At 64.1% G+C, this 12,915-nt stretch carries 10 protein-coding genes; 4 read left to right on the top strand and 6 right to left on the bottom strand.

What is annotated here, in order from left to right:
* Positions 1 to 90: 90 nt before the first annotated feature.
* The gene (locus tag HGK27_RS21880) at positions 91 to 828 is read right to left on the bottom strand and encodes a FadR/GntR family transcriptional regulator (RefSeq protein WP_322099068.1); all 738 of its coding nucleotides are present in this window, start codon (positions 826 to 828) and stop codon (positions 91 to 93) included.
* A 154-nt stretch (positions 829 to 982) separates the two neighbouring features.
* Between HGK27_RS21880 and HGK27_RS21875 the strand changes: the two genes are divergently transcribed.
* From HGK27_RS21875 to HGK27_RS21860, 4 genes are all read left to right on the top strand, one after another.
* Positions 983 to 4,225 carry a glycoside hydrolase family 2 TIM barrel-domain containing protein gene (locus HGK27_RS21875; protein WP_407674693.1) on the top strand — a complete coding sequence of 1,081 codons (3,243 nt, stop codon included), beginning with the start codon at positions 983 to 985 and terminating at the stop codon, positions 4,223 to 4,225.
* Positions 4,222 to 5,172 (top strand): DUF4861 family protein, encoded by a 951-nt coding sequence (locus tag HGK27_RS21870; RefSeq protein ID WP_206244925.1) that lies wholly within the window; start codon positions 4,222 to 4,224, stop codon positions 5,170 to 5,172. Before HGK27_RS21875 ends, HGK27_RS21870 begins: the two co-directional genes overlap by 4 nt.
* A 74-nt stretch (positions 5,173 to 5,246) precedes the next feature.
* Positions 5,247 to 6,515: a DUF2264 domain-containing protein gene (locus HGK27_RS21865; protein WP_206244924.1), complete on the top strand. Its 1,269-nt coding sequence runs from the start codon at positions 5,247 to 5,249 to the stop codon at positions 6,513 to 6,515.
* A gap of 73 nt (positions 6,516 to 6,588) precedes the next feature.
* On the top strand, positions 6,589 to 7,038 hold the full coding sequence (locus HGK27_RS21860) for a YidH family protein (RefSeq protein WP_206244923.1): 450 nt from the start codon (positions 6,589 to 6,591) through the stop codon (positions 7,036 to 7,038).
* A gap of 2 nt (positions 7,039 to 7,040) precedes the next feature.
* Here HGK27_RS21860 and HGK27_RS21855 read toward each other — a convergent pair whose 3' ends face one another.
* The 5 genes from HGK27_RS21855 to HGK27_RS21835 all read right to left on the bottom strand — a co-directional run bounded on the left by HGK27_RS21855 (position 7,041) and on the right by HGK27_RS21835 (position 12,486).
* A complete protein-coding gene (locus HGK27_RS21855; RefSeq protein ID WP_206244922.1) occupies positions 7,041 to 7,346 on the bottom strand; it encodes a Dabb family protein in 306 nt (101 codons plus the stop codon).
* 52 nt (positions 7,347 to 7,398) lie between these two features.
* A complete protein-coding gene (locus HGK27_RS21850) occupies positions 7,399 to 7,851 on the bottom strand; it encodes a cupin domain-containing protein (protein ID WP_206244921.1) in 453 nt (150 codons plus the stop codon).
* 233 nt (positions 7,852 to 8,084) lie between these two features.
* Complete coding sequence (locus HGK27_RS21845) at positions 8,085 to 9,374, bottom strand: HlyD family type I secretion periplasmic adaptor subunit (protein ID WP_206244920.1); 1,290 nt, start codon at positions 9,372 to 9,374, stop codon at positions 8,085 to 8,087.
* Positions 9,371 to 11,092 carry a type I secretion system permease/ATPase gene (locus tag HGK27_RS21840; RefSeq protein WP_206244919.1) on the bottom strand — a complete coding sequence of 574 codons (1,722 nt, stop codon included), beginning with the start codon at positions 11,090 to 11,092 and terminating at the stop codon, positions 9,371 to 9,373. The genes HGK27_RS21845 and HGK27_RS21840 overlap by 4 nt, the downstream gene beginning before the upstream one ends.
* A complete protein-coding gene (locus HGK27_RS21835; RefSeq protein ID WP_206244918.1) occupies positions 11,089 to 12,486 on the bottom strand; it encodes a TolC family protein in 1,398 nt (465 codons plus the stop codon). The genes HGK27_RS21840 and HGK27_RS21835 overlap by 4 nt, the downstream gene beginning before the upstream one ends.
* Positions 12,487 to 12,915 lie beyond the last annotated feature (429 nt).

The raw sequence follows: 12,915 nt of genomic DNA, 5'->3' as shown, positions 1-12,915 counted from the left end.
TCTTCAGCTGTATGCCTGCCATGGCTCCGACCTCTCCATATCATGCTTTGCATTGATTGGAGATATGTATGACAACTTTGCAGCGCGGGGTCAATCGCCCGATTGCGCACCGGGCCGCAACAGGGCAATGGCGCTGAGCTGGGAATGGCGGCTCAGGCTTTCCTGCATATGATGCCGTGCCGCGTCGCGGGCGCGGGGCACATCCATGCGGATGATCGCATCGACCAGATCCTCATGCTCGGCGCGGACCTTGGCGGCATAGGCGCGATGGGCGTCCTCGCTCTCATCACGCAGATACATGTTGCGCGGCGGCACGAGGCGGACGCCCAGAAATTCGATCAGGCGCTCATAATAATGATTCTGTGTGGCACGGGCGATGGCCAGATGAAAATCACTGTCGGCGCGTGCCGCGACCATGGGATCATCGAAAGCGCTTTCCATGGCGAAAAGCGCTTCACGAATCGCTCCAATATCCGCCGTGGTACGGCGAGCCGCAGCAAGGCCCGCCATTTCGGTTTCCAGCGCGAGTCGCATTTCCAGCAGCTTGATAACATCCGCCAGTTCGGCCAATTCATCGCGCGTGACCTGAAACGGCTTATATTGCGCGGTTTCGGCAACATAGACGCCCGATCCCTGACGCGACACCACCAGCCCCTGCGCCGCCAGCCGCGCCACCGCCTCGCGCACCACGGTGCGGCTGACGTTTTCGGTTTCGGCCACATCCTTCTGGGACGGCAGGCGGGCGCCGGGCGCCAGCTTTCCGGCCAGAATCTGGGCTTCCAGCTTTTTGTAAAGGGTATCGGACAGCGATGAGGCAGCGGCAGTCACAGGAGCTTGTTTCCGTTCACAACGACTTGTCATACAATTTTCTTGGCGATAACACTATAGACCGAAACAGGTTGCGGGTCGACTCGTATGACCACTTGTCCGCTTAAAACGGGCAAGGGGAGGCGCCACCGCAAGGATCGGGAAGGACTCTATCGTGCCAGCCTTGCGCAAGACCGCGCCTCTCTTGTTGCTTGCCCTCCCGCTTCCCGCTCTGGCCGCCGATCCGGTGCCGCCGCTCCAGCCCCAGATCGACGCCCGGCGGCCCGATTGGGAAAATCCGGCGGTCTTCGCGATCGGCAAGGAACCGGCCCGCGCCACCGGCTTCCCCTTTGAAAGCCGGGAACGAGCCCTTGCCGGGCACCGCACCAAATCCGATCGCTTTCTGCTGCTGAGCGGCGACTGGCGCTTTGCCTTCAGCCCCGATGCCGAGCACCTGCCCAAGGGTTTCGAACAGCCCGCTTTCGATGTCTCGCAATGGAAGAGCATCAAGGTGCCCGCCGATTGGCAGGCGCAGGGCTATGACCAGCCGCGCTATTTCAACATCACCTATCCCTTCCCGGCGAACCGCCCGCTGATCCCGCATGGCATGAACACGGTGGGCTCCTATCGCCGCGATGTGGAGATTCCGGCGGGCTGGGGTGCTTCGGATGTTATCCTGCATATCGGCGCGGCGGGCTCTGCCTATTACGTCTGGGTCAATGGGCAGAAGGTCGGCTATTCGGAGGATAGCAAGCTGCCGTCCGAATTCAACGTCGGCCGCTTCGTCCATCCCGGCAAGAATGTCGTCGCCATTCAGGTCTTCCGCTGGTCGGACGGGTCCTATCTGGAGGATCAGGATTTCTGGCGCGTCTCGGGCATCGAGCGCGAGGTGTTCCTGATGGCCGCCCCCAAAACGCGCATCCGCGACAGTTTCGTCCATGCCGGGCTGGATGAAACCTATACCAATGGCAAACTGGCCGTCGATCTGGATGTCACAGCCGCGAAAGCACCCACCAGCGCGCGCATCGTGCTGCTCGATGGCGGCAAGCCGATCCTTGAAAGCGCACGCACCCTGCCCGCCAGCGATACGGAGCGCAAAGTCACCATCGCGGAAACCGTGCCCGGTGTGCGCCCATGGTCGGCCGAAACGCCCAACCTCTATATGTTGCTGACGGAACTCTATGATGCCAAGGGGCGGATCATCCAGTCCACCTACACGCGCATCGGTTTTCGCAATGTGGCGATCCGCGATGGTCTGGTCACGGTCAATGGCAAGCCGATCACCATTCGCGGCGTCAACCGCCATGAGCATGATCCCGAAACCTTCCATGTGATCTCGCTGGAAAGCATGGAGCGCGACATCCAGCTGATGAAGCGCAACAACATCAACGCCATCCGCACCTCGCATTATCCCAATGATCCAAGGCTCTATGAGCTAGCCGACCGCTATGGCCTCTATGTCATGGATGAGGCGAATATCGAGAGCCACGGCTATATGGACTGGGCCAACAAGCATCCCGGTCAGCGTGGGGACTATCAGCTCGGTTTCGATCCGGCGTGGGAGGGGGCCCATGTCTCGCGCGTGATGAACATGGTCGAGCGGGACAAGAACCATCCCTCGATCATCTTCTGGTCGCTGGGCAATGAGGCGGGGATCGGGCCCAATTTTGCCCATGCCGCAGCGACGGCGCGGCAGCGCGATCCGGGGCGCCTGATCTCCTATCTGGGCTGGGGCACATGGGACGATCAGCGCGAACATCGCCCCAATGACTTCGCCGACATCTATGCCCCCATGTATGACAGCGCCGCCAAGCTGAAGGATTATGCCGAGAACTGGTCCTATCGCCAGCCGGTGATCCAATGCGAATATGCCCATATGATGGGCAATTCGGGCGGTGATCTGAAGGACTATTGGGATGTGATCTATGCTCACCCCGGCAAGCTGCAAGGCGGCTTTATCTGGGACTGGGTGGATCAGTCGATGTTTCGCCACACCAAAGACGGGCGCTTCTATTGGGGCATGGGCGGAGAGTATGGCCCCAACCCGGGCGAAGAGCTGGAATTTGGCGATGGGCTCACCCAATCGGACCGCACGCCGAACCCGCAATTGTTCGAATTGCGCAAGGTCTATGCCCCGATCCAGTTCGAGGGTTTCGATCCCGCGACACAGCGCCTGACTGTGGCCAACCATTATGATTTTGCCACATTGCAGGGGCTGGATCTGGGCTGGCAGATCGAGGAGGACGGTGTCATCATCCAGCAAGGCGCCATCCCGCCTCTGGCGACGGCAGCGCATGGCCGTGAAGATTTGGCGCTTGGCCTGCCCGCCTTCACCCGCAAGCCGGGCGCGGAATATCTGCTGAACGTCACCGCACGCGCCCGGGCTGACACGATCCCCGGCGTGGCGGCAGGCTCTCTGGTCGGCTGGGAACAGTTTCCGCTCGCCCAGGGCGCGCCGCTTGCGGTATCCCGGGCTGGCGGAGAGGTTCGCCTCTCTCAGCAAGGTAGCGATCTGGTGATGCGCGCCGCGGAGGCTGAACTGGCCATCGACAGCAAGACGGGTCTGGTCAGCCATTATGCGGTGAAGGGGCGCAGCATCCTGTCAGGCGGGGCGCCCAATTTCTATCGCGGCCTCACCGACAATGATGTCGGCACCGGCGTCGAAAAGACCCATGCCGTCTGGAAGGACGCCTCGGCCCGGCGCAGTGTGGAGAGCATCGCCCGCCACGCTCTGCCCGATGGCCGCGCCGAGATCACCATCCGCTACAGACTGGGCGGGGAAGGAGGCCATTTCACCAGCCATTACGCCATGGCCGGCGATGGCACGGTGGAGGTGCGCGGCGAGTTCACCCCCTCGCGGGCCGATCTGCCCGATCCGCTGCGGGTCGGCCTCGGCTTTGCCATGCCTTTCGCGTTCGATATGGTCGAATGGTATGGGCGGGGTCCGCATGAAACCTATCAAGACCGCAAGACGGGCGCCCCCATCGCCCTGTGGCGCGGCAGGATCGCCGATCAGAACCATGATTACATGCGCCCGCAGGAAACCGGCAACAAGGTCGATGTGCGCTGGATGGAGGTGCTGCAGCCCGGCTCCGGCCTGAGGATCGAGGGAGCGCAGCCGCTGTCGATGAATCTCCTGGCTTTTCCCTATGATGATCTCTCGCGCCGCGAAGCCGGCACGCGCCGCAGTTCCGATATCACCCCGCATGACAGCGTCTCGCTGCTGGTCGATGCGGCGCAGGCGGGCGTGGGCGGTGATGATCAATGGAGCCCGATGGGGCGCGCCTTGCCGAAATATCGCATCGTTTCGGCGCCGCTCACCTACAGCTTCACCCTCAGACCCATCGATGGTGCAGGCACCACGCCCGACAAGGCGCGGCCCGCCAGCGCAACCGGAATTGCGGAGGTTTTGCCATGAAAACAACGATCGTTTTTGCCGGTCTGCTGACCGCTGCCGTGTCAGCCGCCGCCTTCGCGCAGGGCGAGCCGGGCAACCCCATGCCCGCCATCAGCAAGCAGCCGCTGTCGCCCCCGGCAGACAAGGCGGCCCGCGCCTCGGTCCAACTGGCGCCCTATCGTTATGACGATCTGCTCTGGGAAAACGACCGCACCGCCCATCGCATCTATGGCCACGCGCTGGAGGCTGCCGAGCCGCCCTCGGGGTCTGGCATCGATTCCTGGGGCAAGAATGTGCCCTGGATGTTCGCCGAGCGTCAGCTGAAAACCGGCGACCAGCATGGCTATCATGGCGAGGGCATGGATTTCTACAATGTCGGCACCGGGCGCGGTGCGGGCGGGCTGGGCATCTGGTACGACAACAAGCTGTGGGTTTCGCGCAATTACCGCAGCTATCGTATCTTCAGGAACGGGCCTGATGTGGCCGATTTCGAGGTCAGCTATGCCCCCTGGCCGGTCGATGTGGGCCGCAAGGTTTGGGAAACGCGCCGCTTCACCCTGCCGCTGGGCACGCAGTTCACGCGACTGGTCTCGACTCTGTCCTCGGACAAGCCGGGAGAGCTGATCGTGGGCATTGGCGTGGGCAAGCGCACCACCATTGCCGACAAGGATGGCGAGGTGACCATCGACCGCGCTCATGGCCTGATCAGCTGGTGGGGGCCAGACACCAGCGACCATGGCCGCATGGGCATCGCCATCCGTGTCGATCCGGCGATGGTGGTGGAGAGCAAGGGCGATGCCGACAATCATCTGCTGCTGCTGCGCGTGATGCCGGGCAAGCCTTTCGTCTATTACTCGGGCTCGGCCTGGAGCAAGGGCGAGGGGGGCATCCGGTCGCGTGCTGACTGGGATCGCTATGTCGCGGGTGAAAAGCTTGATTTCGCCATGCCTGCCGCCCCTGCGCGTTAAAGTCTTGTTTGACCGCGTTTTCCGAGCGGACGGGCGTGATGGCCCGCCTCGAAAATGCTCTGAAGGATACGATCATGGAACGACGCGATTTTATCGTCTCGGCGCTGGGCGCAGGCGCGCTGGCGACCACCGTTGCCGCCCAGCCTGCCCGGGCCGCCAAACCCGCAGGCCCATCCGATGGCATGGGGGACCGGGGCTATATGCTGGCGCTGCTGGAAAAGATGGCCGTGCCGGTGCTGGGGCCGATGTCTCAGGGGCGGCTTCATGCGCAGTTCAAGCCTGAACTCAGCCCGACATGGGATGGGCGCAGCCCGCAGGTGGCCTATCTCGAATGCTTTGGCCGCCTGATCGCCGGGCTGGCGCCTTGGCTGGCCCTGAACGGCGATGCCGGGCCCGAGGCCAGCCTGCGCCAGCACCTGCGTGATCAGGCGCTGGCCAGCTATGCCTATTCCGTCGATCCCTCCAGCCCGGATTATCTGAAATGGCAGGGTGAGGGGCAGGCGCTGGTTGATTCCGCCTATTTCTCCAACGCCCTGATGCGCGCGCCCAAGGTGCTGTGGGAGCCGCTCGACGCCAAGACCAGGGCGGGGATCGTGCGCGAGTTGAAGGGGCTGCGCTCGGTGTCGCCGCCCTACAGCAACTGGCTGCTCTTCGCCGCGATGAATGAGGCCTTCCTGCTGTCCATCGGCGAGGCTTGGGACCCGATCCGCCTCGGTCTGGCCATTCGCAAGATCGATGAATGGTATGTCGGCGATGGGTGGTACTCGGATGGGCCGCATTTCCATTTCGACTATTACGGCGCCTATGTGATCCATCCCATGCTGGTGGAAATTCTGGAGGTGCTGGTCGCCAGCGGGGAGAAGCTGAACGGCATGGATGCCAGGGCGCTGCTGGATCGCGCCTGGGTTCGGATGGAGCGCTACGCCACCAGTCTGGAGCGCATGATCAGCCCGGATGGCACCTATCCGCCGGTGGGCCGATCGCTGACCTATCGCACGGCCGTGTTCCAGCCGCTGGGGCTGCTGGCTCTGCGCAAACGCCTGCCCGCGCTGCTGCCCGAGGGCAAGGCGCGTTCGGCCCTGCTGGCTGCGCAGCGCAGGATCTTCAGCAATCCGGGCAATTTCAATGCAGAAGGCTATCTGACGCTGGGCTTCTGCGGCCATCAGCCGATGCTGGCGGATGTCTATTCCAACTCCGGCAGCATGTATCTGGCCTCGCTCAGCCTGCTGCCGCTGGGGCTTGGTGCTTCGGATTCCTTCTGGACATCACCGGCGCAGCCCTGGACCCAGAAACTGGCCTATGCGGGCCAGCCCTTCGCCAAGGATCACTATATGGAAGAGTGAGCCTTGCGATGCGCGCGGGCGGAATTTTTTCCTACCGTGATGGCAAGAGGCCCGCCTCGCGCATTTCATCCCTATGGCAAGCGAAACCGAACAGGCCGCCGCGCAGGCAGCAACCAAGGCGCACGTCAAGCTGGCGCAAAGCGCGGGCAAGCTGGAGCACAGCGCCGAGCAGCAGACCGACAGTGCCGACCGCCGCACCCAGCTCGCCGCCGATCGCACCGTGCTGGCCGCCGAGCGGACCTATGCCGCCTGGGTGCGCACCGGCCTGGCGGCGCTGGCCTCGGGGATCGGGGCGCGGGCGCTGCTCGACAAGATCGTGGCGGGCTGGCTGATTGGCGCCACCGGCAGCGTGCTGATCCTGATGAGTGCCTTCTGCTTTATGGCCGCGGTGTGGCGGCAGATGCACCCTGTGGCCCCGCCGCGCCCCGATACGCGGCGCCTGCCGCCAGCGCTGCTGGTGGTGGTCAACGGCTTTCTGGTGCTGGTCAGCCTTGCCGCGCTGGTGGGGATCTGGACGGGGTGACCTTAAGGTAAGGCCTCGACATCATAGACCACCACTTTGGACCAGAGATGCGAACACTCCTCGACAAAGCGCTGATGGAGGGGGTGGCTTTGATAGGCGTTCTGATCGGCGAGGCTGTCAAACACCATCAGTTCGGACACGGCAAAGCCGCTCTCGACAACATCCCTTTGCTCGGTCAGCGCGGGAACGCCGATCGTCAGCGTGCGGATCAGCGGGATCGCCCGGAGCGTTTCCAGCCCCCGGATCAGCGCATCACGGTCTTCGCGCGATGCGGGATTGTTCAGCCAGAAGAAGGCATGATGCAGCATGATGGGGTCCTTTTGTCGGGCAGGAGGGCAGGGCGATCAGCGCCGGGCCGGGTCAGTCCTTCCTGGCGGAATGCGGGATTTTGATGCCGAGCAGGACCAGACCATCGCCATAGATCCCGAAATAATGCGGCATACCGGCAGGCACCAGAAACACATCGCCGGCTTTCAGCTCTCTTTTGGTGCCACCCTGAATCTCGGCGCCTTCCAGCAAGCCGGGATGGGTTTCACGGCTCTGCGTCATGGTGCCGCCTGACAGCATCCATCCACTGCCCTGCATCACCGTCACATATTCGGCTTCCGCCACATGGACGGCAGGCGGGCGCGGGCGATGCCAATATTCCAGCGCCGCAGTCGTGCCATCGGCCATCAGCACCGGCTGCCAGAGCAGATCGGTGTCCGGCTTGAGCCGGGCTTTCATCGTGGCAATCGCGCTGTTGAGTTCACTGGCCGAGGTCAGCGCGGCGCCATGCTCTGCGCTGGCCTGCACCGGCTGAGCAGCGGCCATGTCAGGCTGAAGCGAGGCGAGGGCCAAAGTTGCGGCACCTATAAGGGCTGGCGCTCGCATAATCCGGCTCTGCATATCGTCTCTCCCTGTTCTGGCGTTACACCGATGCTTTCGGGCATGGATCGTAACGGATTTGCCAGATTGAGAAAGCCCTGAGAGGGGCAGCGTCGATCCTGCCGCAGCATTTCGGGAGGCCGATACCGCTGCCCCCCTTTTAGGTTGAATGGCTACTCTCAGCGTTCACGAAACGCCTCTCCGGACAGGCGGGTGAAGGGCGTAAGCAGGTAACGCATGATCGAGCGCTTATCACCGATCAGGTTCACATCGGCCACCATCCCCGGCCCGATCGGCAAAGGCGCGCCATCAGGCCCGCGCAGCGCTCCGGCCTGCACGCTGACCCGCACGGTGTAATGCGCCTCGCCGGTGCGCTCTTCCACGGTGGCGTCGGGCGAGATATCGCTGACGTTGCCTTCCAGCCCGCCATAGACCGAATAATCATAGGCGGTGATCTTCACCAGAGCGCGCTGCCCCTTGCGCACAAAGGCGATATCCTCCGGCTTGACCGATGCCTCCACAGTGAGCGCATTGTCGGAGGGCACCAGTTCGAGCAAGGGTTCGCCCGCCCGCACCGATCCGCCCAAAGTGGTGAAAAGCAGGCGGTTGATCCGCCCCGCCATGGGCGCGCGCACCACGGTGCGTTGCGCCTTGTCGGCCAGGGCGGGCAAGGCGTTCTGCCGCGCGGACAATTCGCCTTGAGCAGCAGCCAGATCGGTTGCCGCATGCGCCCGCCATTCCTGCCGCTGCTGCCCCATGCTGGCGCGCGCCTCGGCCAGAGCGGCACGGGCGCGCTGGGCGGTGGCGGCGGCGCCATCGGCCTCGCTCTGCGCGGCCAGCGCGGCATTGCGTGCCTGCACCAGAGACAGGCGCGGTTCGATGCCCTTTTCAACCAGCGGACGTAGCACCTCGGCCTGTTCCTTCGCCGTGTCGCGCTGGGCCAGCTTGGCGGTATGGGTGGCATCGGCCTCGGCAATGGCGCGCTGCGCCTGAGCGACGCGCGCCTCCGCCGTGGCCATGGTCCCGGCCAACTCGGCCTGACGTGCGGCATAGGCGGCCTGTTCGCGCATAACCGCTTCGCCTTGCGCGCCGGGCGCGAAATGCGGCGTGCCACCACCCACTTCAGCGGCCAGACGCGCGGTGCGCGCCTTGAGTGCATCCACCGTCGCCTCGCCACTGCCTAGTTCGGCGGCGCTGGCGGTGCGGTCGAGCTGGATCAGCGGCGTCCCGGCCGCCACATCCGTGCCCGGTTTCACCAGAATGGCGGCAATGATGCCGCCTTCCAGATTGGAAACGGTCTGCAACCGGGCGGTGGGGATCACGCGCCCCTGACCATGTACGGTACGATCCAATTGGGTGAAGCAGGCCCAGAGAATGGCCAGCGCGAAAAAGCCCGCGATGCACCAGAGCAGCAGGTTCGAAGCGGTATTGGGGCGGATGCGCGCGGCGCGGTCTTCCAGATGCATCATGCCGCGGCCTTCGCGATCTGGGCCAGCACCATGTCGCGCGGGCCATCGGCCACCACCCGCCCGCCTTCGAGCAGGATGATCCGATCCACCAGCTTGAGCAGCGAGGGACGATGGGTGATCAGCATCAGGGTACGGCCCTTCAATTCCTGTTCCAGCCGGGCGATCAGCGCGCCTTCGCCGCCGACATCCATGGCGCTGGTGGGTTCGTCGAAGATCAGCATCGGCGGGCTCCCCGCAAGCGCGCGGGCCAGAGCGATCGACTGGCGCTGACCGCCCGAGAGGCTCTCACCCCGGTCGCCCAACCGCAGATCATAACCATTGGCCATGCGGCCGATGAAATCATGCGCGCCGGAAATACGGGCCAGCCGCAGCAGTTCATCATCATCGATGGGTTGGTCCAGCACGATGTTCTCACGCACCGTTCCGGTGAACAGCACGCTGTCCTGCAGAGCAGCGCCGATCTGGCTGCGCAGGAAAGCGATGTCCAGCTGCGCCAGATCGGTTCCATCCACGCGCACCATGCCCTCCTCGGGGCGATAGAGCCCCAGCGCCATGCGCGCGATGGTCGATTTGCCCGATCCAACCCGGCCCAGCAGCGCCACATGCTCACCGGGACGGATCGCGAAGCTGACCTCGCTCAGCGCCTTTTCGGCAGAGCCGGGATAGCGGAATGACACATTACGAAACTCGATGGCCCCCTCGATCCGCGCCGGGCGCAGGGGTTCGCCTTCGCCGCCCTCGACAGGCATGGCCATCATGGCGTCCAACTGGCGATAGGCGGTGCGCGTCGCCGTCAGGCGCGAGAGCAATTGCGCGATCTGGCCCAGCGGTGCCACCGCCCGGCCGCCCAGCAGCGAACAGGCGATCAGCGCCCCCGAGGTCAGCTGATGCGCCGCGATCATCGACACGCCCAGAATGATGACGCCCGCATAGGAAATCGTCTGCGCCGAGGTGGCGATGTTGACGCCGATCGCCCCCACCAGCCGCTGCCGCAGCGAGGATTGCGCATGATGGTCGATCGCCGAAAGCCAGCGCCGCCCCATCAGACCGCCCGCGCCGCTGGTCTTGACCGTCTCGATGGCGCCCAGCGTTTCCACCAGCACAGACTGCTTGGCCAGTCCTTCCCCCATGGATTTCGCGGACAGTCGATCCAGCGCCGGATAGGTCGCCAGGCCGGACAGGATCACCAGAGGCACCATCGCCAGCGGCACCAGCACCACCCAGCCGCCCATCGCTGCGATCACCACCAAGGTCAGCGCGATAAAAGGCACATCGACCAGAGCTGTCATCGTGGCCGAGGCGAAGAAATCGCGCAGCGTCTCCAGCTCGCGCATCATCGCCGCCAGCGATCCGGCCGATCCCTTGCGCAGATCGAGGCGCAGCGCCAGCAGCCGCGCGAACGCCGCCCCGCCCAGCTTGCGATCAATATCCATCCCCGCCATATCGACGAAATAGCTGCGTAAGGACCGCAGGATAAAGTCGAACACCACCACGATGCCCAATCCGATGCTCAGCCCGATCAGGGATGCGGTGGCATTGTTGGGCACCACACGATCATAGACTGTCATCGAAAACAGCGATGATCCAAGTCCGAACAGATTGATCATCCCCGCCGCCAGCGCGACCTTCAGATAGATCGCCCTGTTCTCCAGCATCGGCTGGAAAAGCCATGGGGCAAAGCGGGGGTGGGCAGGCGCGATCTCGATCTCGCGTGTCATCGTGTGATCCGTTCCATGGCGGAGGCAAGCCCCAGCGCGGGCAGCAGGCGGCCCGTGCGGGAGAGCAAAACATAATGGGCCGCATCGCGCTGCGAGAGCGCCTCGATATAGGCGGCGGCGGCATCGAACATGGCGGTGTTGGAGGCCAGCACATCGAAGAGGTCCCCGCGTGACACGCGAAACCGCTCGGCCAGCACATCGCGTGAGCGGCGCGCGGCGATATAGCTGACCCGCAAGGCGGCGATCTGCTCATTCAAGGCATCCAGGTCCGAACGGGCGATGGCGGCATCGCGCGCGGCTTCCTCGCGCACGCGGTCGGCGCGGGCATGGGCGGCGCTGGCGCGGGCATCGGCCTGACGGGCATGCGCGCCGGCGCCGAAGGAAAAGCGGTAGTTGAGCGAGACCCGCGCACGCACATCGTAATTCTGATCGTTCTCGAACACGCCATAGCGGCCCGCATCCATGCCTGCGCTGACCCGGGGCAGCAGATCGGCATGGGCCGCGCGCGCATCCAACCGGCTGCCCGCCGCCTGTGCTTGAGCGCCTTGCACAGCGGGGCTGTCATCGGCGGCTTCACGCGCGGCGGTGCCATCAGCGGGCGCCTGACCCAGCAGAGGCGCGCGATCCAGCGCACCGGGCGGCGGGGCGCCGGTCAATTGTGTGAAGCGTGCCTCGGCATTGGCCAATTGGCGGCGATAGCCCGCCAGCCGCGTGGCGATGGTGGCGGCCACACTGTCCATCCGCGCCACATCGGTGGAGGCGGAGGCACCACGCGCGATGCGCTCGGCCAAAGCCTCGCGCATCATGGCGATTTCTCCGGCATAGCTGGCATCAAGCTGCACCAGCGTGCGCCCGGCATAGATATCGTACCAGGCGGCGATGGCGCGCAAGGCAATATCCTCCGCCGCGCTGTCCACCCCGGCGGCTGCGGCGCGCAGGCGGTCGCCCGCCGCGCCGATTCGGCGGTTGCTGGCGCCGCCATCGAACAGCGGCTGATCGAGCGAGACGGTGATGTCGCTGCGCTGCGGCGCGCGCAGACGCTCGATGGCGTAATTGGGGTCATTGTCGAAGCTGCGCGACAGAGTGCGATAGCTTGAGAGGCCCAGGGTCACGGTCGGCAGCCGGGCGGTTCGCGCTTCGCTGCGGGCGGCACGGGCTTCCTCTCCGGCGGCCTGTGCTTCGGCCAAAGCCGGGTTGCGGGCCACCGCTTCGGCCAGCGCCTGACGGAAAGGATCGGCGGCGCCCGCCGCCTCGCCCAGAGCCAGCACAGGATCGCGCGCCGGATCGATGGCCAGCGGATCGCCTTGAGGTGCGGGCAAAGCATGCAACCCGCCCTGCGCCAGAGCAGGCCCCGCCCCGCACAGCAGCAATGCCCCGACAAGGGGGCATGACATGATCCTCAAAGACAGACGCATGAAAGGGAAAGATCCTTGGCGGGGCTGCCCATGCCCCGAACGGGTCGGCCCCCTAGCTTCTGTCCGAACGATCTGTCCAGACCCATCGCAAGAAAATTCGTCGCAAAATTTGCATTAAAAATGAAATATATAAAATAAATGACGAATAATTTTTGAACGTAACAGTTATGACTTATTTCATTTCTAGCAATTGCCGGTCAATCGGAGGTGCGACCGATGCGACATCGTGGCTTGTACAGTTTTGAGGTGACATGATCTGGATTATATAAGTTTTTTATCCAGACGAGATCCACACTAACTTTCCCCATCATGATGCCGTGCAGGATGAAAACCTTGCGCGGCCATGGATGACGGCTGCCTGTCGTAATCAGCACCCCCTATCGTCTTGGGTTTTTCAGGGGTTCGTGT

It is taken from the genome of Novosphingobium terrae, from assembly GCF_017163935.1.
In the GTDB taxonomy this organism is placed as follows: domain Bacteria; phylum Pseudomonadota; class Alphaproteobacteria; order Sphingomonadales; family Sphingomonadaceae; genus Novosphingobium; species Novosphingobium terrae.
This window is presented reverse-complemented; position numbering and strand designations above follow the sequence as displayed.

What these genes read in the sequence shown, in the direction of transcription:
- HGK27_RS21870 (WP_206244925.1), top strand. Translation starts at nt 4,222, where the DNA reads ATGAAAACAACGATCGTTTTTGCCGGTCTGCTGACCGCTGCCGTGTCA.
- HGK27_RS21865 (WP_206244924.1), top strand. Translation starts at nt 5,247, where the DNA reads ATGGAACGACGCGATTTTATCGTCTCGGCGCTGGGCGCAGGCGCGCTG.
- HGK27_RS21860 (WP_206244923.1), top strand. Translation starts at nt 6,589, where the DNA reads ATGGCAAGCGAAACCGAACAGGCCGCCGCGCAGGCAGCAACCAAGGCG.
- HGK27_RS21855 (WP_206244922.1), bottom strand. Translation starts at nt 7,346, where the DNA reads ATGCTGCATCATGCCTTCTTCTGGCTGAACAATCCCGCATCGCGCGAA.
- HGK27_RS21850 (WP_206244921.1), bottom strand. Translation starts at nt 7,851, where the DNA reads ATGGCCGCTGCTCAGCCGGTGCAGGCCAGCGCAGAGCATGGCGCCGCG.
- HGK27_RS21845 (WP_206244920.1), bottom strand. Translation starts at nt 9,374, where the DNA reads ATGATGCATCTGGAAGACCGCGCCGCGCGCATCCGCCCCAATACCGCT.
- HGK27_RS21840 (WP_206244919.1), bottom strand. Translation starts at nt 11,092, where the DNA reads ATGACACGCGAGATCGAGATCGCGCCTGCCCACCCCCGCTTTGCCCCA.
- HGK27_RS21835 (WP_206244918.1), bottom strand. Translation starts at nt 12,486, where the DNA reads ATGTCATGCCCCCTTGTCGGGGCATTGCTGCTGTGCGGGGCGGGGCCT.